This window comes from Streptomyces axinellae (assembly GCF_039532135.1).
Lineage (GTDB): Bacteria > Actinomycetota > Actinomycetes > Streptomycetales > Streptomycetaceae > Streptomyces > Streptomyces axinellae.
Genome location: NZ_BAAARJ010000001.1, coordinates 496,697 through 519,443 on the forward strand (window position 1 = coordinate 496,697; position 22,747 = coordinate 519,443).

Sequence of the window (22,747 nt, forward strand, 5' to 3'; positions counted from 1 at the left end):
GGCCTATGCCGTATCAGGCAATGTTCGCCCTGTTCACGACCTTGCGGAGGCGTTCGTCGGTTGCGTGCTTGTTCCGCCAGATGATGTAGCGGCGGATCATGCTGCCTTGCTCCTTGTGGCCGGCAATATCGGTGGCATCCAGCGCGAGATGGCGCAGGGCGGTGAACTGTGCCTCGATGCGGTTCAGCCAGGAGCTGTTGGTCGGTGTATAGGCGGGCTCGACGTTGTTGGCCGCGGCCAGTCGCCGACCCGGGTGTCCTTCTTCGTGGTGAGGTGCGGGGAGAAGTTGTCGAGCACGATCGCGATGCGGAGCTTGGGCGGGTAGAGGCTGCGCGGGTAACGGCAGAACTCCAGGAAGCTCGTGCGGTTCTTCCCCGGCTTGATGTGGCCGTAGAGCTTGTCCCGGGCAAGGTCGTAGGCGGCGAACAGGTGCCGGACCCCATGAGGCCGGGCGTAGGTCGCGCGGCGGCGGGGCCTGGGCTCGCGGGCTGGGTCCTTGTGCTTCCCGCCGCGCTCGGCCCATTGCCGCCCCGGGTGGGGCTGGAGATTCAGCGGCCCGAACTCGTCCAGACACAAAACAACTTCCGGCTCGCCGTCCTCGGGTATCACCTCGCCGTCGGCGATCGCATAGAGATGCTCGACCCGCGCCTTCTTGGCCGCGTAGTCCGGATCTCGGGAAGTCTTCCAGGTCTTTACACGTCGAAACGAGATGCCCTCCTCGCGGAGCAGGACCCGAAGGCCCTCGTGGCTGATGTCGTCGACCACCCCCTCGGCGACCAGGAAGTCGGCCAGCTTGGCCAGGCTCCAGGTCGAAAACGGCAGGCCGTGCTCGGCCGGCTTGGACTTGGCGATTTTCTTGATCTCCCGGCGTTCCGGGAGGGGGGAGGTTCTGGGCCGGCCGCCTTTGTATTTCGGGCAGAGCGAGTCGAAGCCGTCGGCGTTGAAGTTGTGGATCACATCCCGGACCCGGCCCGGGCTCGTGAACGTCACCTCGGCGATCTTCGCCACGGGCATGCCCTGCGCGGCCAGCAGCATCATCTGGGCCCGCTGCCAGGTCACCACCGACCCCGTGCCTCTGCGGATGATCCGCAGCAACCGCCTGCCCTCGTCGTCATCAAGCTCCCGGACCTGTACACGTTCAGCCACCCGCACAGCTTGACGCAGATCGCTGTCCGGCACGTGCACGCCTCGCGCCCCGGCACGGCCACGAACCGATCGTTTACTGGCCGGTGATGGTCTTTTCAAGGAGGCATGTGAGGATCGACTCGGCATGAGTCCACAGCAGGGCACCGCCGATCCCCGGCACGACATGATGACAAGCACCGGGCACACGGGCAGCAAGCAGTGCTCCGTTATCGGGCGAGTGGCTGGTGTCCTGCTCGCCGTACCAGATATCGACGGGGACAGCGATCTCGTCGAGGGCGAACGGCCACCGCCCCATCGCCAGGACCGTGTCACGGGCGTAGCCAGCGGCACCTTGAGTAAATCCCTCGTCCAAGGCCCTGCGGTAGCCAGCCGCGAACTCAGGATCCTGGTACACGGCACGGTCACACCCTGGGCTCCCGGCCATGATCATGTCCCACATCGCCTCCGCAGTGAAGCCGGCGAAGAACTCCTCGGCGCCAGCCGGATCGCACTCGGTCCGCTCGACAAGACCACGCAGGTCCGCGTTCAGAACTGGAGCGAACTCCGGCCTGGCGACCTCGTCCGCACCGGATACGACAGCCAGTGCCGAGGCGACCCCCTCCGCAGCGCAGGCAAGAGCGAATGGTGCACCTTGCGAATTCCCGACCACAACAGGTTGCCCCAGCCCCCGCTGCACACAGAGTTGGCGCATATCTCCAGCGAAGTCAGAGAAGGTCCGCCCAGGGGCGGGCGTCGAGACACCAAGACCCGGACGATCCACAGAGACAAGACGCACTCCGAGCGCCTCAACAATGCCTGCGCCGAATCCGAGCCACCGGCTCGTAGCCGCACCAGGACACAACAGAACAGGCGCCCCGTCCAACGGCCCCCACTCTGCCCAGCCAAGCAGCCGTCCATCAGACAGAGCACTCTCACCCAGCCGGGCAGGAACGTCGGTGTATCCAGTCATGATCAACATCATGGCCATAGACCTGAAGTCCTGCACCCGACTTTCACCATGGCCTCGAACAGGGCAAACGTTGCCTGACGCGGCACTCGGTATATTGCTCACCGGTTCAGGGGGTGACGTTTTCGCGCACCCTCTCCGGGACGACGTGCCGGGACCGTCACCCGAGGACCGGCCACCGGGCCCCGATGACGGGCAACACCCCGAGCGGCCACCTCCCGTCCAGGCGCTCGCCGAGACGTTGTGGGCCCAGGCGACGGGTCAAAAGCCCCCGCCTCCGCCGCCCCCACACGAGGCGCTGCTCCCGCCCCCGCACGAAACCCCGCCGTCGCCGTCGCTCTCACCGGCCGTCCATGCCTGCCCCGTGAACTTGCCGCTCGGACCACCGCGTCCGTAAGTACGCGGGTTCAGATTGGCCGGTCGGGTGGTCATCCAGAAGATGAGCACGACGACTACCAGAAAGATTCCCCCGAACACCAGCCACGCGATCATGCGCGCCCCCCTGACTCGCTGCCGCCGCTGCCGTTCCCTTGCCCCCGGACAAGGCGGCGAAACGGACACCGCCAGGCCACCGGCCCCTCTCTCGGCGCCACGAATTCGCCGCGTGCCCCGCTGGCTTTGTCGCTGGCGTCGGCATCACTCGCCTTGGTGGCGGCACTCTTCGCCGCACTGGCCGACCGACAGCCGCACGCGCGTACCGACCTGTCCGCCTCCGAGCGCCCGGCCGCGCGTCGCGCGTCGAGGTGGCCCGGCGGTGCTCAGCAGAAACGCTCGCTCAGGCCCCCGCGGCCTCCCTCACCTCGTCGACCACCTTGGAGCTGAGCGCCGCCCGCACCAGACCGGCCGCCAGCGATGCCAGCTCGTCCTTCTTGACGAGCCCGGCCAGCTTCTCCGCGGACTCGGGAAGCCCCAGCTTTCCCGCTCCCTGGAGCGCCTTGGGGTCCAGATACGGCTGGAATTCGGGCCAGACGGCCTGCGCTTCCCGCAGGAAGATCGACACGCCCACGGGGCCGAGCCCCGGCACCTCGCGCAGGCCCGCCTCGGGATCGTCCCGCTCGCGCAGTTTGCGCAGGTCGCCCCCGTACTCCTCCTTCAACAGCTCGGCCCCCTCGCCGAGTTGGGTGGCGGTGCGCTCGTCGTAGCGGCGGTACCCGCCCTCCCCGAGCGCGTCCACCCGCTGCTGCCAGGTCGCCTCGGCCATCCGCCGCGCGTCCCGCATCCCGGCCTCCGAGAGCGCGCGCGAGCTGGCAACGGCGATGTCCGCGCGGATACGGGCACTCAGCAACAGCGAGAGCACCAGAAGGCGGTAGAGCGGGGAAGGGGTATTACGCAGCGTGATGCCTGCCTCCTCCGCGTATGTCTGACCGTGGTGCTCCAGCAGTGCCCGGACGAGTGCTGCCTGGCGCTGCTGCTGCCCGCCCGAGGAACGGCCGCCCCTGCCCTGACCGCTCTTGCCCGTAGGGGCCTTCCGGCTGGTGCCGCGACTGGTGGTCCGGCTTGTGTTCCTGCTGGTGCCGTGTGCCGGGCGCGTGCTGCTCGTACGGCGCGTGTTACTCGTACGGCGCGTGCTGCTGGTCGTGCCGCCGGTGCGGCCCGTGCTGCTCTTGGTGCTCGTGCTGGCCATGGCCCTCTCCTAGACGTTCTCGGGTCCTCGGCATGCTGGACGTACTCGGGTCCCGGGTCCCCATCCACAGAGCGTCTACGCGGGCCACGTCGGCCTTCTGGCCCACTCTTCCGGCGGAGTGTGTTCACAAGCGTACGAGCGCGCCGGTCCGCAGGTCAGCGGGGAAGCGGGGGAGCGGCGCGCAGGGCGAGAAGATGCGGCCACCCTATGCGCCAACCCGGCCCCGCCCCTACGCGCTACCACCCGGCGACATCCGGCAGCGCCACCGGACGCGAGCCCTCAGCCAGCGAGCGGGCTCCGGCGACGCCGACCAGGGAGGCCGCGACCGCGGCGCGTACCGGCACCCGGGGCGGCGCCCCCTCGGTCACCGTGCGCCAGAACGCCTCCACCACCCGTGCGGTGCCCACCTCTCCCGGCTCCACGACCTCGCCGTACAGCCGTACGGGCTCCGCCGCGCGCACCTCGTCGCGCAGTGAACCACCGTGCGCCCAGGGCTCGTTGCGCAGCCGTACCGACCATGCATCCCGGCCCGGCGCGCGCAGCGACTCCGCGAGCCCCTCGGTGCCGCGCACCGACAGCCACGACCAGTGGCTGTCCGGCTCGCCCTGGAGGAACGTCTGCCGGGTGAGCGCGAGGGCGCCTGTCGAGAGCCAGGTGACCAGGACGACCGCCATGGGCCGCGGGCCCGTCCCCACCGGGTGCGCTGTCACCTGCATCGGCCAGGCGCCGGTGACATCCAGGACGGGGGAGAGGGTGTGCGTGCAGTAGGCGCTCGGAGTGATCCGTCCGCGCCAGTGCGCCGGATCCCCCGCCAGTGCGGTCACCTCGGCGGGTGCCAGGCCGTGTACGTAGTCGCACTCGATCAGCTCGACGTCGCCGATCTCCCGGCCGCCGACCAGCGAGGCGATGGTGCGCACATGCGGGTGTTCGACGTAGTTCTCGGCGAAGGAGTAGGTCGCCGAGGACTCCTCGGCGGCTTCGACCAGTGCCCTGCCCTCCTCCTCGCTCACGCACGCGGCGCACTCGCTCAGCACGTGGACGCCCCGGCGCAGAAAGGTGATGGCGGGTTCGGCATGCGCGTCGAAGTCGTTGGCCAGGACGACGGCCGCCACGTCCTCGGCCGTCAGTTCCTGCCATCGCCGGGCCGTACGCGCGGCGGGGAACTCCGCCGACGCGGCGGCCAGCAACTCCGGATCCGGGTCGCACACCGCCGCGACTTCGAACCCCGCCCGCGCACACCAGCGGGCCAGTACCAGCCCGCGCCGCAGTCCCGCGATCATCACTCCCGACACGCGGGCCACCTTGACCCGAACTCCCGGTGACGGCAACTCAATTGAGACCCGGCGCGGCGCTCCGGGTCCCGGTTTCCGTCGCGGCTCCGGCTTTCACCTCGCGGCGGGCGCGCTGCCCCGGCGCCGGGCGCCGGCGAACCGCCCGGGGATCAGCGGCGGTTCTGGCCGATCACCGGCATGGGCCGGGAGCCGGGGCCGCCGACGTGGGAGAACGGCTGGGTGCGCCAGTCCAGCCCCTCGGGCAGGGTGAGCAGTTCGCCCACGCCGCGCTCGCGGGCGGTGCCGTCCGCGGGGGTGGCCTCGCGTACCGGGCGGCCCGCTCCCTGGCACACCGTCAGCCCGAAGGGGTCCCATTTCGAAGCGCACATCGCGTGCTCGGGCAGCTTCTCCTCCAGCGACAGCATGGCGATCGCCTGCCGGCAGTCCGGGCAGATGACGCGGTAGCTCTCGTAGGTCTCCTCCTCGTCGGGAAGCAGCCCCTCTATGCCTTGATGACCGCTCTGCGCCGAGGCCGCTGCCGCGTCCTGGCGAACAGCGTTGACCGACTTCGTCGTGCGCATGGAAATTCCCCCTCGGGTGAACCTGCCGGGCTGGGCTTCCGGCCACAGCAAGCACTTCCCGTCGTGTCTGTTCCGTAATCTCGACGTCCCGGAGGACACGGGAGCATATGTGTGTCCTTGGTCACACACGTGTGCCCCCGTGTCACCGGCGCAGCGCCCGTCCGTCGTGGCGCGCCCCGCTCCCGCGTCAGGATCCGATTCCCGGACCCGGACGGCCCGCTCCCGTGCGACAGAGCATCCCATGCGCGCCGTCTGGGCACGGACAGTGTGCCGGAGCGCGGCGAGCACAGTACGGTGATCCGCTGTGGAGGAACTGGACAGGCACATCGTGGAACTGCTCGTCAGGGACGGGCGGATGAGCTACACCGACCTGGGCAAGGCCACCGGCCTGTCCACCTCGGCCGTACACCAGCGGGTACGCCGCCTCGAACAGCGGGGCGTCATCCGCGGCTACGCGGCCCTGGTCGACCCCGAAGCCGTGGGGCTTCCGATGACCGCGTTCATCTCCGTCAAACCGTTCGACCCCAGCGCCCCCGACGACATCGCCGAACGGCTCGCCGATGTACCCGAGATCGAGGCGTGCCACAGCGTCGCAGGCGACGAGAACTACATTCTCAAGGTGCGCGTGGCCACCCCGATCGAGCTGGAGCACCTGCTGGCCCGCATCCGCTCCCTCGCGGGGGTCTCCACCCGGACCACGGTCGTCCTCTCCACCCCGTACGAGGCGCGCCCACCCCGCATCTGAGAGCAAGCCGCACCCGTGGCCCGCCACAGGGCCGCGCGGCCGTGCTCCGCCGCCGGGCCTGCCCGCCGCGCTCCGCCGCGGGCCTGCCCCGCTGCGCGCGCCCCCGCCGCACGCGCTTCCGCCGCCCATGCGGCGGGGCCCGTTCGTACGTCCGGCCGCGCCCCCGCCGCACACCCCCCGGGGCCCGCCGGTCCCGCCGGAGCGGGAGACTGTCCCCATGAGCGACAGCACAGCCCCCTCCTCCCGGTCCGGACCCCGCACCCTCCTGTTGCGCGGCGGCGAGGTCCACAGCCCGGCCGACCCCTTCGCGACCGCGATGGTGGTGGAGGGCGACAGCATCGCCTGGATCGGCTCGGAGGGGGCCGCCGACTCCTTCGCCGACGGCGTGGACGAGACCGTGCACCTCGACGGCGCGCTCGTGACCCCCGCCTTCACCGACGCCCATGTGCACACGACGGCGACCGGCCTCGCGCTGACCGGCCTCGACCTGTCCGGCGCCGCCACCCTCGCCGAAGCCCTCGCCGCGATCCGCGCCCACGCCGAGGCCCGGCCCGACGACCGGATCCTGCTCGGCACGGGCTGGGACGCCGGTGCCTGGCCCGAGCAGCGCTACCCCGGCCGTGCCGAACTCGACGAGGCGACCGGCGGCAGGCCCCTCTACCTCACCCGCGTCGATGTGCACTCGGCGCTGGTCACCACGGCCTTGCTCGACCTCGTCCCCGGGATCGCCGCCCGCGAGGGCTACGCGCCGGACGGGCCGCTGACCGGCGACGCGCACCACGCGGTCCGTGAAGTCGCGTACGCAGCGCTCACGCCCCGCCAGCGGGCCGAAGCCCAGCGCGCCGCGCTCGCGCACGCCGCGTCGCTGGGTATCGGCGCCCTCCACGAGTGTGCGGGCCCCGACATCTCCAGCGAGGAGGACCTGCTCGCGCTCTTCGCGCTGGCCGCCGAGGAGCCGGGCCCGCGCGTGTTCGGCTACTGGGCCGAACTCGTCACCTCTGCAAAGGAAGCGGCCCGTGTCCACGAGCTGGGCGCCCTGGGTGCCGCCGGTGACCTCTTCGCCGACGGGTCCCTCGGCTCCCACACCGCACACCTGTGCGCACCGTACGCGGACGCGCCGCACACCACCGGCAGCGCGAATCTGGACGCCGAGGCCGTCGCCGCCCACGTCGCGACCTGTACCGAGGCCGGGCTCCAGGCCGGTTTCCACGCCATCGGCGACGCCGCCGTCCAAACCGTCACCGACGGCACGCGAGCGGCGGCCGAGCGCGTCGGCCTAGCCCGCGTCCGGGCGGCACGCCACCGCGTCGAGCACGCCGAAATGCTGACCGCGCGCACCGTCTCCGATTTCGCCGAACTCGCCCTCACCGCCTCGGTCCAGCCCGCGTTCGACGCGGCCTGGGGCGGCGAAGACGGCATGTACGCACGCCGGCTGGGCGCCGGGCGCGCCGCCGGACTCAACCCGTACGCAGACCTCCTGCGCGCCGGGGTCCCGCTCGCGCTGGGCTCCGACAGCCCCGTGACCCCCCTCGGTCCCTGGGAGACCATCAGAGCCGCCGCGTTCCACCGCACCCCTCGCCACCGGATCTCCGTACGCGGCGCGTTCACCGCGCACACCCGGGGCGGCTGGCGGGCCATCGGCCAGGACGGCGCCGGAGTTCTCGCCCCCGGCGCCCCGGCCGACTACGCGCTCTGGCACACCGGGGCGCTCGTCGTCCAGTCTCCCGACACCCGCGTCGCCAACTGGTCCACGGACCCGCGTTCGGGCACCCCGGGGCTGCCGGATCTGACGCCGGGGACCCAAGTCCCGGTCTGTCTGCGGACGGTGATCGGCGGCCGGACGGTCTACGCGCGGCCGGACGAGTGACGTAGGCGAAGAGGATACGGCCGAACGAGACCCCCTCGGCCTGTCGCCCAACCGCCGCCCTCTCCGCACTGACCTGCTGATTTGCCGAAACACCCCAGGCCACCAGGCTGTTGACAAAAAACCGCCGTGGCCGGGTAGGTTCGGCCGCGTCCACCACAGGCACGTCCGACCGGGGAACTTCCGCGCAGTCGTCGAACGCCGCTGGGCCACGGGGTGGTGTGCCGCACCGGCGCACCACCACTGGGAGCCAGGTCCAGCGCCCGCGGCACGGGGGCGGAAGCTGTCGGCTGGTCGGCGGGTGTGACCCGGGACGGGGCCCGGACGCTCAGTAGACAACGGCTTTCGGACGATCCGCAGCCAGCGGGTCCCAGGTCGGCCCGAAGGGCGCCGGGCCCCAACCCGCAGCTCCGCGGCGGACGATCCGCGGACCGGTGGCTCCGCACCTTCCCCACCCCCCGCACGAAACTCCCCGCACGAGACCGTCGCCGAGCACGCCACCAGGTGCTTCCGCCGCTTTCCACAGCTTTACGGTCCCGCGCTCCGCCGTGCCCCTCGCGCGTTGTACGGTCACTGCACTACCGGACGACCTGCGAGGAAGGCTGCGACCTTGGCACCGGGCCCCGACACCACCTCCGCTTCCGCCCCGGGCGAACCCCGGGAGCGCAAGGCGGCTGCGCCCCGCAGTGCGCCGGACAGCTCAGTGCCCTCGGATGAGCCGGCGAACGCAGTGACCGAGCCGGACAGCACAGGACCCGAACCGGACAGCCCGGCGCCGCCGGAAGAGCCGCGGGACGAGGGCGTGCCACCGGGTGCCGGGCGGCCCACCCGCAGGCGGCGACTGGCCGCGCTCGCACGGCGTGAGGCGCCGCGTACGGGGCTCGCCGTGCTCAGCGGCCTCGCCCTCGCGCTGGCCTTCCCTCCGTACGGCGTCTGGCCGCTGTCCCTCGCCGCCGTCGCGGCCTTCGGGCTGCTGGTGCGGGGGCGTACGGCCCGCCAGGGCGCCTGGAGCGGCTTCGCCTTCGGCCTGCCCTTCTTCGTCTTCCTGCTGAAGTGGCTGCACGTCGTCGGATGGGACGCGACGATCGGACTGGCCTTCATCCAGGCCCTGTTCGTCGCTCTGCTGGGTGCCGCGTTCGCTCTCGCCACCCGGCTGCCGGCCTGGCCGCTGTGGTGCGCCTGCCTGTGGATCACCGAGGAGTATCTGCGCGACCGGATCCCCTTCGGGGGATTCCCCTGGGGACGGCTCGCCTTCGCGAACACCGGCTCTCCCTACACCCCCCTCGCCGCTCTCGGAGGCGCTCCGCTGGTCAGCTTCGCGGTGGCGCTGACGGGCACGCTGCTGGCCGCCGCCGTACTGGCCGCCTGGCGCCTGCGCGCCGCGCCCGCGGCCCGCACCCGGCGGGCCTACGGCACGGCAGCGGGCGCACTCGTGCTCGCCGCCGCCGTCACCGCCGCGGGATTCGCGGTGCCCGTCCCCACCAAGGCGGACGACACCGCGCGCATCGCGATCGTGCAGGGCAACGTCTCCAAGCCGGGCATGGACTTCCTGGGCCGGCCCATGAAGATCCTCAACAACCACGTCGAGGCAACCCTCGACCTTGCCAAGCGCGTCAAGCAGGGCAAGGAACCCAAGCCCGACCTCGTGATCTGGCCGGAGAACGCCTCGGACCTCGACCCCTTCACGTGGCCGGAGGCGGGCCGCCGCATCGATGAGGCCGTCAAGGCCGTCGGTGTTCCCGTCCTGGTCGGCGCCCTCGTCGACCACCCGACCAAGGAGGGCTATGTCGAGAACCAGGGCATCGTCTGGGACCCGAAGAAGGGCCCCGGCGCCTCCTACACCAAGCAGCATCCGGTGCCGTTCGGCGAGTACGTCCCCTTCCGCAACCAGCTCAGCAAGGTCATCACGCGCCTCCAGCAGGTTCCCAGGGACTTCTACCCGGGCGACCACACCGGCGTCCTCCAGACGGGCCCCGCCCGCCTCGGCGACGTGATCTGCTTCGAGGTGGCCTACGACGAGATCCCCAGGGACACGGTGCGCGACGGCGCCCGCGCCCTGGTCGTCCAGACCAACAACGCCACCTACGGCAGGACGGGCCAGCCCGAGCAGCAGCTGGTGATGTCCAAGCTCCGCGCCGTCGAGCACGGCCGTGCGGTGGTCACGGCGGCCACGAGCGGCATCAGCGCCGTCGTCGCGCCCGACGGCACGGTGCAGCAGCGCACGGACGAATTCACCCGCGACGTCCTCACCGCCGACCTGCCGCTGCGCGACGGTCTCACCGTCGCGGACCACGTCGGCGCCGTCCCCGAGCAGGTGATCGCTATCGTGGGCGTGCTCGCCTGCGCGGGGGCCTGGATTCTCGGCCGCAGACAGCGCACAGCCGGCTCACGGGAGTCCGGCACGGGGAAGCAAGACCGACCAGCACAACCGGAGAGGCAGCACCAGTGAAGGACGGCGGACAGCGGCGCTACGAACCGCTCGGCACGGCCTTGGTCATCATTCCGACCTACAACGAGGCCGACAACATCAAGCCCGTCGTCTCCCGGGTGCGTGCCGCCGTGCCCGCAGCGCACCTCCTGATCGCCGACGACAACAGCCCCGACGGCACCGGCAAGATCGCCGATGAGCTGTCGGCGGAGGACGACCACGTCCACGTCCTGCACCGCAAGGGCAAGGAGGGCCTGGGCGCGGCCTATCTGGCGGGCTTCCGCTGGGGCATCGACAACGGCTACGGCGTGCTGATCGAGATGGACGCCGACGGCTCCCACCCCCCGGAGGAACTGCCCCGGCTGCTCACCGCGCTGGCCGGGGCCGATCTGGTCATCGGCTCGCGCTGGGTGCCCGGCGGGCGGATCGTCAACTGGCCCAAGTCGCGCGAAATCCTCTCGCGGGGCGCCAGCACCTATTCCCGAGTCCTCCTGGATGTCTCCGTACGGGATGTGACAGCGGGTTTCCGCGCCTTCCGCAAGGAGACACTGGAGGGCATCGGCATGGACTCCATCGCCTCGCAAGGCTACTGCTTCCAGGTCGATCTCACCCGCCGCACCGTCCACGCCGGATACCACGTGGTGGAGGTCCCCATCACCTTCGTGGAGCGCGAGCGCGGGGACTCGAAGATGAGCCGCGACATCATGGCCGAGGCACTGTGGCGCATCGCTGCCTGGGGCCTTGAGGACCGCGTCAAGAAGGTCCGCGGACGCCGCCGGGGCTGAGCCAGGCACACTTGAGGCATGACGACGCGCGCACCCTTCCCGTACGAGCCCTCCGGTCAGGAACAGGGCGACGGCGCCGGGGGTCCCGGAGGACCGGGGCAGGGCCCCGGCGGGCCCAGGCGCCGCTCCAAGACCCGTACGCTGCTGCCGCTGGCCGTCGCCGCCTGGGTGGTCCTGGAGATCTGGTTGCTCACGCTGCTCGCGGACGCGACAAGCGGGCTGATCGTCCTCATCGTGCTCGTAGCGGGCTTCGTGCTCGGCTCCGCGGTGATCAAGCGGGCGGGGCGCAGGGCCTGGCGGAATCTCGCGGAGACCGTCCAGCGCGCGCAGGAGCAGGGGGGCGGTGCGGAGCCCCAGCCGGAGGCCGAGGGGCGTGCGGGGCGCGGCAGCGGCATGGCGATGCTCGGCGGTCTGCTGATCATGATCCCGGGCCTCGCCTCCGATGCCGTGGGGCTGCTGTGCCTCTTCCCGCCCACGGCGAAGCTGCTGCGCGGCACGACGAAGCGCTATCTGGAGCGCCGCAGCGGCTTCGCGCCCGGCACCCTCGGCGACGCCTACCAGCAGGCGCGCGGTGCCGAGGAGCGCATCCGGATGCACCGTCCCGACGGCAAGGTCGTCCAGGGCGAGGTCGTCCCGGACGAGGAGCGGGACAAGGGCAAGGGCAAGGACTGACCGCGGGGCCGGAGCGTACCCCGGGCCCCGGGCGGGCGTCGTGCGCGCGCATCGCCGTATCCCGGGGGGCGTCACAGCTCAGTGACGCCCCCCGGGATACGGCGCGGAGATGCCCTGAGGGTGCGGATACGGCACAGCGAGAGGGCCCCGGGTCATAACAGTGACCCCGGGCCCTCTCGCTGTATTCATACGGTGCGAGACCGCCGGATCAGGCGGACTTGCGCTTGCTCCCGCTGTTGTCATCACGAGGATGCACCGCGATGTTCATCGTGCCGGAGCGCAGCACCGCGAGCCGCTCCGCGAGGACCTCTTCCAGCTCCTCACGGGTGCGCCGCTCCATGAGCATGTCCCAGTGCGTACGTGCGGGCTTGCCCTTCTTCTCCTCCGGACCCTCGCCGTCGACCAGGAGTGCCTGTGCACCGCACACCTTGCACTCCCACTCGGATGGAATCTCGGCCTCTACCGAGAACGGCATCTCGAATCGATGTCCGTTCTGGCATGCGTACTCCACGGCCTGGCGCGGTGCCAGGTCGATGCCGCGGTCGGTCTCGTAGCTGGTCACCACGAGTCGCGTGCCGCGAAGAGCTCGCTCACTCATGAATTCGTGCCTCCCGGGCTGGTCGCCCACAGGACAGGTGTCGCTGTCGTCGTCATCCGGTCAACGTCCGGTCGGCGGTGAAGATTCCCGTATCGGGACATGCGCCCACCCGTTTACCCACCGCCACCCCCGAGAGGGTGGCGCTGTGCGCCGCTGCCTTCCTTTGTGCCACCGCTTCGTCGAGTCTGCGGTACCCCCCGGTGACCGGTTTGTCACAACTGACAGGAGATGTCACCCACTGTTCGCATCCCTTTGGCGTGCAGTAACGGTCCATCCGGTGAGCCAAGCGCGTACACTACCGGCCCGGCGCGCAGAGGTCTAAATCCGGTCCGGGGCCACGTTGCCCACCGCGGCTGCCGCTCTCTTACAGGTACCCGCGCAAGCAGGGTGAAACCGGGAACGAGGAAGACCGTCGGCGGCAAGGCCGCGTACCGCTGATCACTCGTGAGGGGCGCGCGGGGGAGCGGTGCTCGTGCGTGCGGGCGCTCGTCGCCGCCGCAGTATCGCGCGCCGCGCCGGTCCGCGCGCCACCACCAGCGAGCCGCCGCGCTCGGCAGGGGCGGTGAACAGCCGGAGGAAGAACTGGGCCAGCGGGCCGATGGCCAGCGCGTACAGCACCGTGCCCGCGCCCGCCGAGCCGCCCAGCAGTATGCCGGTGGTCAGGACGGTCAGCTCGATACCGGTCCGCAGCAGCCGGATGGACCTGCCCGTCACCTTGTGGAGGCCGGTCATCAGCCCGTCGCGCGGGCCGGCGCCGAAGCGGGCCGCGATGTACAGGCCCGTCGCGAGCCCGTTGAGCACCACGGCCGCCACCAGCAGAGGGATACGTACGGCCAGCGCCCGCGGCTCGGGCAGCAGCCACAAAGTGGCATCCATCGAGACGCCGATCAAGAACACGTTGGAGACGGTGCCCAGCCCGGGGCGCTGCCGCATCGGCCACCACAGAACCAGTACGGCGGCGCCCACGATGACCGAGATCGTGCCGATCGAGAGCCCTGTGTGCTGTGAGAGGCCCTGGTGGAATACATCCCAGGGGGCCAGCCCCAGCCCCGCGGCCACCATCAGGCCGGCGCTCGACCCGTACAGCAGCAGACCTGCGTAGAGCTGAACCAGCCGGCGGAACAGGTGGCCGCCTGAACTCCCCCGATCGGAACTCCCCGAAACGGAACTCCCCGGGTCGGAACTTCCCGGGGCGGAATCTCTCAGGCTGGAACCCTTCGCGCCGGGACCCCTCAAGCCGGACAAAGAACTACCCCTCTCTCGTGCCACTCCCTTGACCCGTGGCATTCTGTGGGCAGGAACCAGGCCACTTCTACGTCCAATCCAAGGAAGGTGGACTGCCCAGATGGCGCAGTGGAACTCTGCGGTAGGTGCCCCCCAGCTCGCGCGGCTCCTCGACTCCCAACACCCCGGGCGGGACGGCGCGGTGCCGACGGCGCGCAAGGTGCCCGCCTACCGCTCCTTGGCCGACGGGCTGCGCCTCCTCGTCCTCGAAGGGCGCATCCCGGTGGCGACCCGGCTGCCGGCCGAGCGCGAGCTGGCCACGGCGCTCCACGTCAGCCGCACCACCGTCGCGGCGGCCTTCGAGGCGCTGCGCTCCGACGGGTTCCTCGAATCCCGCCGGGGTTCCGGGAGCTGGACGGCCGTGCCCGCGGGCAAGCCACTGCCCACCCGGGGGCTCGACCCGCTCCCGCCCGACAGCGAGGGCACCGTCATCGACCTGGGCTGCGCCGCGCTGCCCGCGCCCGAACCGCACCTCAGTCAGGCGTTCCAGGGCGCGCTGGCCGCGCTGCCGCCCTACGCCCACACGCACGGCGACTACCCCGCCGGGCTGCCCGTCCTGCGGCAGGCGCTCGCCGACCGCTACACCGAGCGCGGTGTGCCGACGATGCCGCAGCAGATCATGGTCACCACCGGCGCCATGGGCGGGGTGGGGGCCCTCGCCCGGATGCTGGCCCCGCACGGGGAGCGCATCGCCGTCGAACACCCCTCCTACGCCAATGTGCTCCAGCTGCTGCGCGAGACGGGCGCCCGCCTCGTCCCCGTCCCGATGGCGGACCGGCTCGCGGGCTGGGACCTGCCGGCCTGGCACCGCACGCTGCGGGAGGCGGCACCCCGGCTCGCCTACGTCGTCGCCGACTTCCACAACCCCACCGGCGCGCTGGCCGGGGCGGAGCAGCGCCGCGAACTCGTGACGGCCGCCCGTGACTCGGGCACTATCCTGATCGCCGACGAGACCATGGCCGATCTCCCGATGGGGCCGCCCGGCTCGACGGGAGAACTGGGCAGCGATGCGCCGAACTGCCAACTCCCGCCTCCGATGGCCTCGTTCGACACCGGCGGCTCCAGCGTCATCACCGTGGGCTCGGTCAGCAAGTCCATCTGGGCGGGGCTGCGCATCGGCTGGGTCCGGGCGGCGCCCGAGGTGATCCGCAGTCTCACAGCTGCCCGGGCCTACGCCGACCTCGGCAGCCCCGTGCTCGAACAGCTCGCCGTCACCGAACTGCTGACCGGCGAGGGCTGGGAGCGGGCGGTCACCCTGCGCCGGGCCCGCGCGCGGGAGAACCGCGAGGCGCTCACCTCGGCCCTGCGCGCCCACCTGCCCGACTGGGAGTTCACCGTCCCGCGCGGCGGCCTCACCCTGTGGGTGCGTACGGGTGGCCTGTCCGGCTCGCGGATCGCCGAGGCGGGCGAACGCGTCGGAGTACGTATACCCTCCGGGCCGCGCTTCGGGGTGGACGGGGCCTTCGAGGGCTTCGTGCGGCTTCCGTTCACCATCGCCGAGCCGCTCGCCAGAGAAGCGGCGGTCCGGCTCGCCGCCGCTGCCGACCTGGTGCGCTCCGGGGCCCCCGCGCTCTCGGACCTGCCACGTTCGTACGTGGCCTGAGAACCTCGCGCGACCGGAGGGGCGGCGGCGCATACGCGGTCAGTGGAAAACGGCCCGCGCTCCCGCGGGCACCGGGCTCGTGGGCCCGTATGCCGTCCCGGGCCGACCCCCCTGCGTTCCCGCCCGGGGTCCTACCTCCTCCGGCCTGTCGGTGTGCCGACGGCCTCCAGCGCGCCGAGGGCCTCCAGCAGTCCCGGCGGGGCCGGAGCGGCGGCGTTGGCGGCGGGCTCCGGCAGCAGCGCCCACACCGCCGCACGCTCCGGGCCGGGGGCCGATTCGTCGAACGGGTCCGGCGTCGCGGGCACCTGGAGGCGCAGCACCGGTCCCGGGCCCAGCCGGGCGAACCCCCGCCCCGGCGGCGGGTGCGGGGCAGAGCCCGTATGCGGGGCGAGGCCGAGCACACCGGCCGCCTGCTCCGGGGAGACCGGGCCCAACACCGCCCGTGCCCTGGTGTGGGCGAGCACGGGGGCGGACAACTCCCCGGCCCCGTCGAACTGTTCGGCCACTACCACGCTCACCCCCGCGGCCCGGCCGTGCCGCAGGGGCACACCCAGCAGATCCTGCGGGTCGCGCCGCCCCTCGGCCCTGGCCAGGTGGCTCAGCACGGCCGGCCGGTCCACCAGCACCCACAGCGGCTGCCGTACATCCTCCGGCGCGCGCTCACCGCGCTGCCGGGCCCGGCCGGCCGACAGCAGCCGCCGCTCCGTCTCGCGCTCCACCCACTCCAGCGCCGAGAGCACCCCGCAGAGCGTGGACTCCACGCCCAGCACTCCGCGCCGTGCGGCCAGGCAGGAGAACTCCCCGCCCCCGTCGCCGTCCACCACCAGCACCTCGCCGCGCCGCAGGGCCTGGAGTGCCACCGAGCGCAGCAGCGAACTCGTGCCCGACCCCGGTGTCCCCATCGCCAGCAGGTGCGGCTCGGCCGACCGTGGGCCGGTACGCCACACCACCGGGGACACGTCGCGGGTCCCGTCGAGGCCGCAGACCTCCACGGGGACGGTCCGCCGCACCTCGGGCTCGTCGGTGAAGCCGAGTACGGTCTCGCCGGGTGCGGTGACGAACGGCTGTGCGTGGATGCCGGTGGGCAGCGGCTCCAGCGCGGTCATCCGCAGCAGGTTGCACTCCTCGTGCCATGTGAAGCGGTACTCGCGCAGGCGTCCCGACTTGGCCGCCAGCGACTGCTCCACGCACGATCGCCGGGCCGCCTCCCCGTCCGGGAACCAGGCCGGGTAGCGCAGCAGCAGGGTGCTCAGCCTGCCGTCGCGGCCGAAGGCGAAGCCTCCGAAAGCGCGCTCCCACCCTCCGTCCAGCGCGTAAAGGGGTTCGGGGTGGGGGTCGCCGTCCACGGCGAAGTAGGGCACCAGCGCTTCGTAGAGGCTCTGGAGGCGGGCCGCCTCCTCGTCGGTGGGTACCTGCTCCCCGGCCTCCGGCAGGCGGGCCCGCTCTCTGCCGCACCATGCGGCGGCGCCCGTCAACGAGAGGGCGGCGAGGGCCGGTCCGTAGGGCATCAGCCACAGTGCCGACCCGCACGCCGCCACCAGGAACAGCGCGAGGCGCCGCCGCTCCTTGGGGGCGCGGGCCCACCACTTCCGTACTGTCACGGACAGCCGCCCGAGTCCGCGCCGGAGCACCAGCAAGGGACGCAGTACGCCGGGCAGCAGTTTGATGCCGGGCCGCGGGGTGTCCGCCTCGCCCCACCGCGGTGCCAGGGACCACCGGCTCACACGCAGCTCCTTTTGGCCCGCCTCGGTTGCGTTGACCGCTCTGCGCGGCTCTCCCGTCCCTCCTGCTTCTGCCGGCTCAGGGTTTGATGCCGCCCAGCAGGCCGGCGAGGCTCTCGCCGCCCGCCTTGATGCTGGGCGCCATGGCGGTGCTCGCCAGGTAGAAGCCCAGAAGCGCGCACACCAGGGCGTGCGAGACCTTGAGGCCGTCCTTGCGGAAGAACAGAAAGACGATCACACCGAGCAGCACGACACCCGAGACGGAGAGAATCACCAGTGACTCCTGATGTAGGGGACGGTCACCATGAGCTTCACCATCTTCACAGATCGTGCGGATCGTATAAATAGGGCAAATAGGTGATTTACCCAGTAACCCCTTAAAGGGGCTCGCGCTGAGTGCCTGTCACCTTCGCGTGCCGACCGGCCCGTCCGACGAGGACGCCGTCACTCCGCGGCCGGAGTGCGGAAGCGCCAGGGGCCGCTGCCCTGGCATGCCAGCGCAGCGGCCAGTGCCACGGCGGGCAGGGCGAAGGCCAGCGGCGCGGCCAGTGCCCGGAGACCGACGGCGCATGCCGCCCCGACGGCCACCGCCAGCAGCCGTGCGCCCGACCACCACTCCACCGGCCGCTCCCGGCCGGCGAGCCGCGCGAAGAACACCGTGAGCGTCCCTGTGAAGTAGGTGCTCGGGGCCGTCCGGGAGCCGCCCGCCAGCATCGCGGCCGACTGGGCGCCCATCGCGCCCGAGGCGGCCAGCAGCAGGAGCGGGCGCCACATGCCCTCCGGGTGTCCGGAGAGTGCCCCGGCGACCCCGGCGAACCCTGCCAGTGCCAGCGTCTCCAGGTACAGGCACAGCATCACGCGGGGAGGCCATCCCGAAGCCCCTGCCCCGAGTGGCCCTGGTCCCGCTCCGAGTCCGAGTCCGTGAGAGGTCCGCTCTCCACCCCGGCACAGCCGGGTGGCCAGCACCGTGCCCGTCGCGTATCCGCCGAGCGACACCAGCGCGGGTACGCCGCTCTCACCGTCGGCGCCCGCCGCGACGCCCAGCAGTACGAGGTTGCCGGTCATCACTCCGGCGAACACGTGCCCGAGCGCCGTCAGGGCCAGCGCGTCCACCGCGCCGGACGCGGTGGCCAGGAGCACCACCGACCAGTGCGCGCGGCCATTCATGCCCCCGGCGCGTGTCCCGACCGACTTGCCCATCCGCCCAACCTAAGCCGCGTGTGCCGCCCGCGCCTCGTGCCCTGCATCGTCCCGACGCGCGGGGGTGTCCGGAGACTCCCTCGGCTGTGGTGGGGGAGGGGGTGCGCTCCGGGGCACGAGAGGGGGAGCGGTGCTGTGCCCCGGACCACCGGCCGGCCGGTCGGCGAGGTCGTGCGGATTTCGGCCGGCCGCTCTCCGGGGAGCGGCCGGCCGTGCGCCGTCGTTCCCCGGAGCCCTCCCCACCACCCCGCAGTCAGCGCATAGATGTGGCAGGGGAGTTGGACGGGATTCTCCCGTACGCCGCCGGTGCGGCACGGTCCGGCGCCCCGGCCGCCGTCCGGCCGGTCGCGTCACCACCATTCCCTTGTGGTGGAACACGTTCTACCGTGAGCGCCGCCGCCAGGTCATGCCACGTGAAGCGGAGGGGCCGTGTACCTCGAATACACCACTGGACAACAGGAATTGCGCGCGGAGTTGAGGGAGTACTTCGCCCGGATCGTGCCGCCGGACGCACACGAACGCTACGCCGAGGCCGCCGAGCAGAAGCGGTTCTACCGCGAGACCATCCGACGGCTGGGCACCGATGGCTGGCTGGGCGTCAGCTGGCCGCGTGAGTACGGCGGGCGGGGCATGACTGCGGTCGAGCAGTTCATCTTCTTCGACGAGGCGGCCCAGGCAGGTGTCCCGCTGCCGCTGATGGCGCTCAACACCGTCGGTCCCACGATCATGCGCTACGGCACCGACGAGCAGAAGGATTTCTTCCTCCCCCGGGTCCTCTCCGGGGAGCTGGACTTCGCCATCGGCTACAGCGAGCCCGACGCCGGCACCGACCTCGCCTCGCTCAGGACCCGCGCCGTGCGCGAGGGCGACACCGAGACAGGCCACTACGTGGTCAACGGGCAGAAGATCTGGACCACCAACGGCGACACCGCCGACTGGGTGTGGCTCGCCGTACGCACCGACCCCGAGGTCAAACCGCACAAAGGGATCACTTTGCTGCTCGTACCGACGAGCGATCCCGGGTACTCGTGCACCCTCATCAACACCCTCGCCTCGCACGACACCACGGCCAGCTACTACGAGAACGTCCGCGTCCCCGCCTCCCGCCGCGTCGGTGAGGAGAACGGCGGCTGGCGCCTGATCACCAACCAGCTCAACCACGAACGGGTGACTCTCGCGGCGCACGGCACCATGGCCATCCGTGCCCTGTCCGACACCCGGCGCTGGGCCGCCGAGACCAAGCTCGCCGACGGGCGCCGAGTCATCGACCTGGCCTGGGTCCGCACCCGTCTGGCGCGTACCCATGCCCGCCTGGACGCGATGAAGCTGCTCAACTGGCAGATGGTGGACGGCCTCGACAAGGGCACGCTCACCCCGCACGACGCCTCCGCGGTCAAGGTCTACGGCAGCGAGGCACGCCGCGACGCCTACGCCTGGCTCCTGGAGGTCGTCGGCGCCGCCGGACCGCTCAAGGAGGGCTCGGCCGGAGCCGTGCTGGGCGGCGAACTGGAGCGCGGCTACCGCAGCGCCGTCATCTTCACCTTCGGCGGCGGCAACAACGAGATCCAGCGCGAGATCATCTCCTGGATCGGCCTGGGCATGCCGCGTGTCCGCCGCTGAACGGGCGGGGAGCGCGCCGTCGGTGGCCGCGCGCCGGCCCGTGTGAGGCCGCGGCGCCCCGCCGCGGACTCTCCGCCGCCGTCGGGCCGCAACCAGCCAATCGCGTATACCTGGCCCCCGCACGGCATACACATAAAGGAATGAGGCAGCCATACTGGGCAGACAGGGGAGGGACGTACTGAGCAACGACGGGGGCGACAGCACGCGATGGCGGAGGACACCCTGATTCAGGGCCGTTACCGTCTGCTCGATCTCATCGGGCGCGGCGGCATGGGCGAAGTATGGCGCGCGCGCGATGAATCGCTGGGCAGAAGAGTGGCGGTCAAATGTCTCAAACCGCTCGCGGAAGGCGGGGACAGCGCGTTCATGCGCGTCCTGCGCGAGCGGTTCCGGCGCGAGGCCCGCGTGGCCGCCGCGCTCCAGCACCGCGGCGTGACGGTGGTGCACGATTTCGGCGAACACGAAGGGCAGCTCTATCTGGTGATGGAGCTGCTGGAAGGGCGCAACCTCAGCCAGCTGCTGGAGGCGGGCAAACCGTCCCCGCTGCCGGTCATCGAGGTGATCGAGGTGGCCGAACAGGTCGCCGCGGCGCTCGCTTACACGCATGACCAGGGCGTGGTGCACCGCGATCTGAAACCGGCCAACGTCATGCGTACGGGTGACGGTACGGTCAAGATCTGCGATTTCGGCATCGCCAGACTCGCTCACGACATCGGCTTCACCGCCAAGCTCACCGGCACCGGCATCGCCATGGGCACCCCGCACTACATGTCGCCCGAGCAGATCGCCGGCGCCACCGTCGATCACCGCAGCGACCTGTACTCGCTGGGCTGCGTGCTCTACGAACTCGCCACCGCAGCACCGCCGTTCGAGGGCGGTGACGCCTGGTCCGTGCTGGTGGGCCACCGCGATACGACGCCCGCGCCGCCGCGTGCCCGGCGCCCCGAGCTGCCCGGCCCGCTGGAGCACGTCATCCTCGGGCTGCTCGCCAAGGACCCGGACCAGCGCCCGTACTCCGCGACCGCGCTCGCGCCCGGCCTGAGGGCGGCTCGCGCGGGCACCCCGGGAGGCGGCCACGCGGCTGTGACCGCCATGGGCGCCCGCTCCGGGCACCTCACCCGGCTCGGTGCCGCCCCGGCCTCCTCGCGGACACCGGTGCAGCACCCCGCGCGCGTCCCGGGGGTTGTCAGCGTTCCGGCGCACCTTCCCGCCACCGTCCCGGCGCGGCCTCCCGCCTGGAGCGAGGGCATCTGCGGCGGTTCCCGTGCCAGCGGCGCCTGGTCGGCGGTGGAAACGGCGGCCCCGGCCTCCGGCGCGCCCGAGGGGGAGAGGACATCCGCAGAGTCCGGAGCGGCCGGGGCGCCCGGTGCGCTGAGCGCGCTGACCGGCCCGTGGACGGGCCCGCACGGTGCGGGCCGGCCGGCACCCGTAGCCGTACCGGGCCAGGGCGGGCCGCCCGCCATCTCCTCGGCGCGCCACCGGGCCGTGCCGCCCGCTCCGTCCCGCGAGCTGCTGGCCGTCCTGGCCGAACGGCACGGCGCCGGGCTCGGCCTGGGCCGGCTCGGCAGATGGGAGGAGGCGCACGAGGTGCACCGTGCCGTGGCCGCCGAGCGCGAGCTGGCGCTCGGTCCCGGCCATCCCGACACGCTGGCCAGCCGCTATGAGACGGGCTTCGCCCTCTCCCGGCTCGGCCGCCACCGGGAGGCTCTGGAGGAGTACACGCGGGTGGCCTCGGAGCGGGGAGCGACGCTCGGCCGCGAGCACCCCGACACTCTCGCGGCGCGGCAGGAAACCGCCTACGTACTCGGCCAGTTGGGCCGGTATCTGGAGGCGCACGAGCTGTATGCCGCCGTCCTGGCGGCGCGCGAACGCACCATGGGGCCCGACCACCCCGACACGCTGCGCTGCCGTCACAATCTCGCCTTCAACCTCAGCAGGCTCGGCCGCCCGGCGGACTCGTACGAGCTGGCGGCGGAAGTCGCCCGCGCCCGTGCCCGCGTGCTGGGCGCCGGGCATCCCGACACGCTGGTGACCCGCTACGAGGTCGGCTACGCGCTGGGCAGGCTGGGGCGCTGGGCCGAGGCGCTGGAGACCTACCTCGCCGTCGCGGCCCTGCGCGGCGAGAGCCTGGGCCCGGACCACCCCGACACCCTCGCGGCCCGCTATGAGTCGGGCGTGTGCCTGGGCCGGCTCGGCCGCCCCGCCGAAGCACTGGAGCTGTACCGGGACCTGGCGCTCGCCCGCGCCCGCGTCCAGGGCCGGGACCATCCGGAGACCCTGCGCGCGTTGCACGGGCTGGGCGTCAACCTCGGGCGCCTCGGCCGCTGGCCACAGGCGCTCACCCAGGCTCGCGAGGTGTGCGAGGCCCGGGAGCGGGTGCTCGGGCCCGAGCACCCGGACACCCTGGTCAGTCACCGCGAGGTCGCCGTGGCACTGGGCTGGCTGGGCCGTTGGGAGGAGGCGCTGAAGGTCTACGGATACGTCGCCGACGTGCGGGAGCGCGTGCTGGGCCCCGCCGATCCCGGCACCTTGGCAAGCAGGAACGACGAGGCGCACTGTCTGGAGCAGCTGACCCGCTCCATCGAGGCTGCCGGGGCCCACCGGTGACGCCGGTCCGGGCGGATCTGACAGAGCATCAGAGAATCTCTTCCCTCCGCCG

17 protein-coding genes and 1 pseudogene are annotated in these 22,747 nt (G+C 72.0%); 8 read left to right on the forward strand and 10 right to left on the reverse strand.

All coding sequences use genetic code 11. The annotated features are described in order from the left end of the window. Positions 1–13: 13 nt before the first annotated feature. The 5 genes and pseudogenes from ABD339_RS02085 to ABD339_RS02105 form a co-directional block, all read right to left on the reverse strand. Positions 14–1,146 (reverse strand): annotated as a pseudogene (locus ABD339_RS02085) (IS630 family transposase). A gap of 73 nt (positions 1,147–1,219) precedes the next feature. Then, positions 1,220–2,095: an alpha/beta fold hydrolase gene (locus tag ABD339_RS02090; RefSeq protein ID WP_344561609.1), complete on the reverse strand. Its 876-nt coding sequence runs from the start codon at positions 2,093–2,095 to the stop codon at positions 1,220–1,222. A 772-nt stretch (positions 2,096–2,867) separates the two neighbouring features. Continuing rightward, entirely contained in the window at positions 2,868–3,473 is a 606-nt protein-coding gene (locus ABD339_RS02095; protein WP_344561611.1) for a hypothetical protein, read from the reverse strand. A gap of 479 nt (positions 3,474–3,952) precedes the next feature. Then, a complete protein-coding gene (locus ABD339_RS02100; RefSeq protein WP_344561485.1) occupies positions 3,953–5,008 on the reverse strand; it encodes a Gfo/Idh/MocA family protein in 1,056 nt (351 codons plus the stop codon). Between the two features lie 149 nt (positions 5,009–5,157). Next, positions 5,158–5,568: a hypothetical protein gene (locus tag ABD339_RS02105; RefSeq protein WP_344561486.1), complete on the reverse strand. Its 411-nt coding sequence runs from the start codon at positions 5,566–5,568 to the stop codon at positions 5,158–5,160. 304 nt (positions 5,569–5,872) lie between these two features. On the opposite strand from ABD339_RS02105, the gene ABD339_RS02110 reads away from it, so the two are divergent. From ABD339_RS02110 to fxsA, 5 genes are all read left to right on the forward strand, one after another. Next, positions 5,873–6,313 carry an Lrp/AsnC family transcriptional regulator gene (locus ABD339_RS02110; protein WP_344561487.1) on the forward strand — a complete coding sequence of 147 codons (441 nt, stop codon included), beginning with the start codon at positions 5,873–5,875 and terminating at the stop codon, positions 6,311–6,313. A 217-nt stretch (positions 6,314–6,530) separates the two neighbouring features. Continuing rightward, entirely contained in the window at positions 6,531–8,180 is a 1,650-nt protein-coding gene (locus ABD339_RS02115; protein WP_344561488.1) for an amidohydrolase, read from the forward strand. 727 nt (positions 8,181–8,907) lie between these two features. Beyond that, complete coding sequence (gene lnt, locus ABD339_RS02120; RefSeq protein WP_425575852.1) at positions 8,908–10,626, forward strand: apolipoprotein N-acyltransferase; 1,719 nt, start codon at positions 8,908–8,910, stop codon at positions 10,624–10,626. Next, positions 10,623–11,390, forward strand: coding sequence for a polyprenol monophosphomannose synthase (locus tag ABD339_RS02125; protein WP_344561489.1), 768 nt, complete (start codon positions 10,623–10,625; stop codon positions 11,388–11,390). The genes lnt and ABD339_RS02125 overlap by 4 nt, the downstream gene beginning before the upstream one ends. A gap of 18 nt (positions 11,391–11,408) precedes the next feature. Continuing rightward, on the forward strand, positions 11,409–12,062 hold the full coding sequence (gene fxsA, locus ABD339_RS02130; protein WP_344561491.1) for an FxsA family membrane protein: 654 nt from the start codon (positions 11,409–11,411) through the stop codon (positions 12,060–12,062). Positions 12,063–12,270: 208 nt separating this feature from the next. On the opposite strand, the gene ABD339_RS02135 is transcribed toward fxsA, so the two are convergent. Then, positions 12,271–12,660: an RNA polymerase-binding protein RbpA gene (locus ABD339_RS02135; RefSeq protein ID WP_344561492.1), complete on the reverse strand. Its 390-nt coding sequence runs from the start codon at positions 12,658–12,660 to the stop codon at positions 12,271–12,273. Positions 12,661–13,098: 438 nt separating this feature from the next. Then, positions 13,099–13,785, reverse strand: coding sequence for a membrane protein YczE (gene yczE / locus ABD339_RS02140; RefSeq protein ID WP_486388344.1), 687 nt, complete (start codon positions 13,783–13,785; stop codon positions 13,099–13,101). Positions 13,786–14,005: 220 nt separating this feature from the next. Here yczE and yczR point away from each other — a divergent pair, with 220 nt between their 5' ends. Next, complete coding sequence (yczR, locus tag ABD339_RS02145; protein ID WP_344561494.1) at positions 14,006–15,547, forward strand: MocR-like transcription factor YczR; 1,542 nt, start codon at positions 14,006–14,008, stop codon at positions 15,545–15,547. Between the two features lie 131 nt (positions 15,548–15,678). Here yczR and ABD339_RS02150 read toward each other — a convergent pair whose 3' ends face one another. From ABD339_RS02150 to ABD339_RS02160, 3 genes are all read right to left on the reverse strand, one after another. Next, the gene (locus ABD339_RS02150) at positions 15,679–17,271 is read right to left on the reverse strand and encodes a P-loop NTPase family protein (RefSeq protein ID WP_425575853.1); all 1,593 of its coding nucleotides are present in this window, start codon (positions 17,269–17,271) and stop codon (positions 15,679–15,681) included. 76 nt (positions 17,272–17,347) lie between these two features. After that, positions 17,348–17,542, reverse strand: coding sequence for a hypothetical protein (locus ABD339_RS02155; RefSeq protein ID WP_344561495.1), 195 nt, complete (start codon positions 17,540–17,542; stop codon positions 17,348–17,350). 170 nt (positions 17,543–17,712) lie between these two features. Continuing rightward, positions 17,713–18,468 carry a YoaK family protein gene (locus ABD339_RS02160; RefSeq protein WP_344561497.1) on the reverse strand — a complete coding sequence of 252 codons (756 nt, stop codon included), beginning with the start codon at positions 18,466–18,468 and terminating at the stop codon, positions 17,713–17,715. Between the two features lie 429 nt (positions 18,469–18,897). Here ABD339_RS02160 and ABD339_RS02165 point away from each other — a divergent pair, with 429 nt between their 5' ends. Together ABD339_RS02165 and ABD339_RS02170 are read left to right on the forward strand one after the other, a co-directional pair. Beyond that, positions 18,898–20,088 (forward strand): acyl-CoA dehydrogenase family protein, encoded by a 1,191-nt coding sequence (locus tag ABD339_RS02165; RefSeq protein WP_344561498.1) that lies wholly within the window; start codon positions 18,898–18,900, stop codon positions 20,086–20,088. Positions 20,089–20,295: 207 nt separating this feature from the next. Then, on the forward strand, positions 20,296–22,695 hold the full coding sequence (locus ABD339_RS02170; protein ID WP_344561500.1) for a serine/threonine-protein kinase: 2,400 nt from the start codon (positions 20,296–20,298) through the stop codon (positions 22,693–22,695). Positions 22,696–22,747 lie beyond the last annotated feature (52 nt).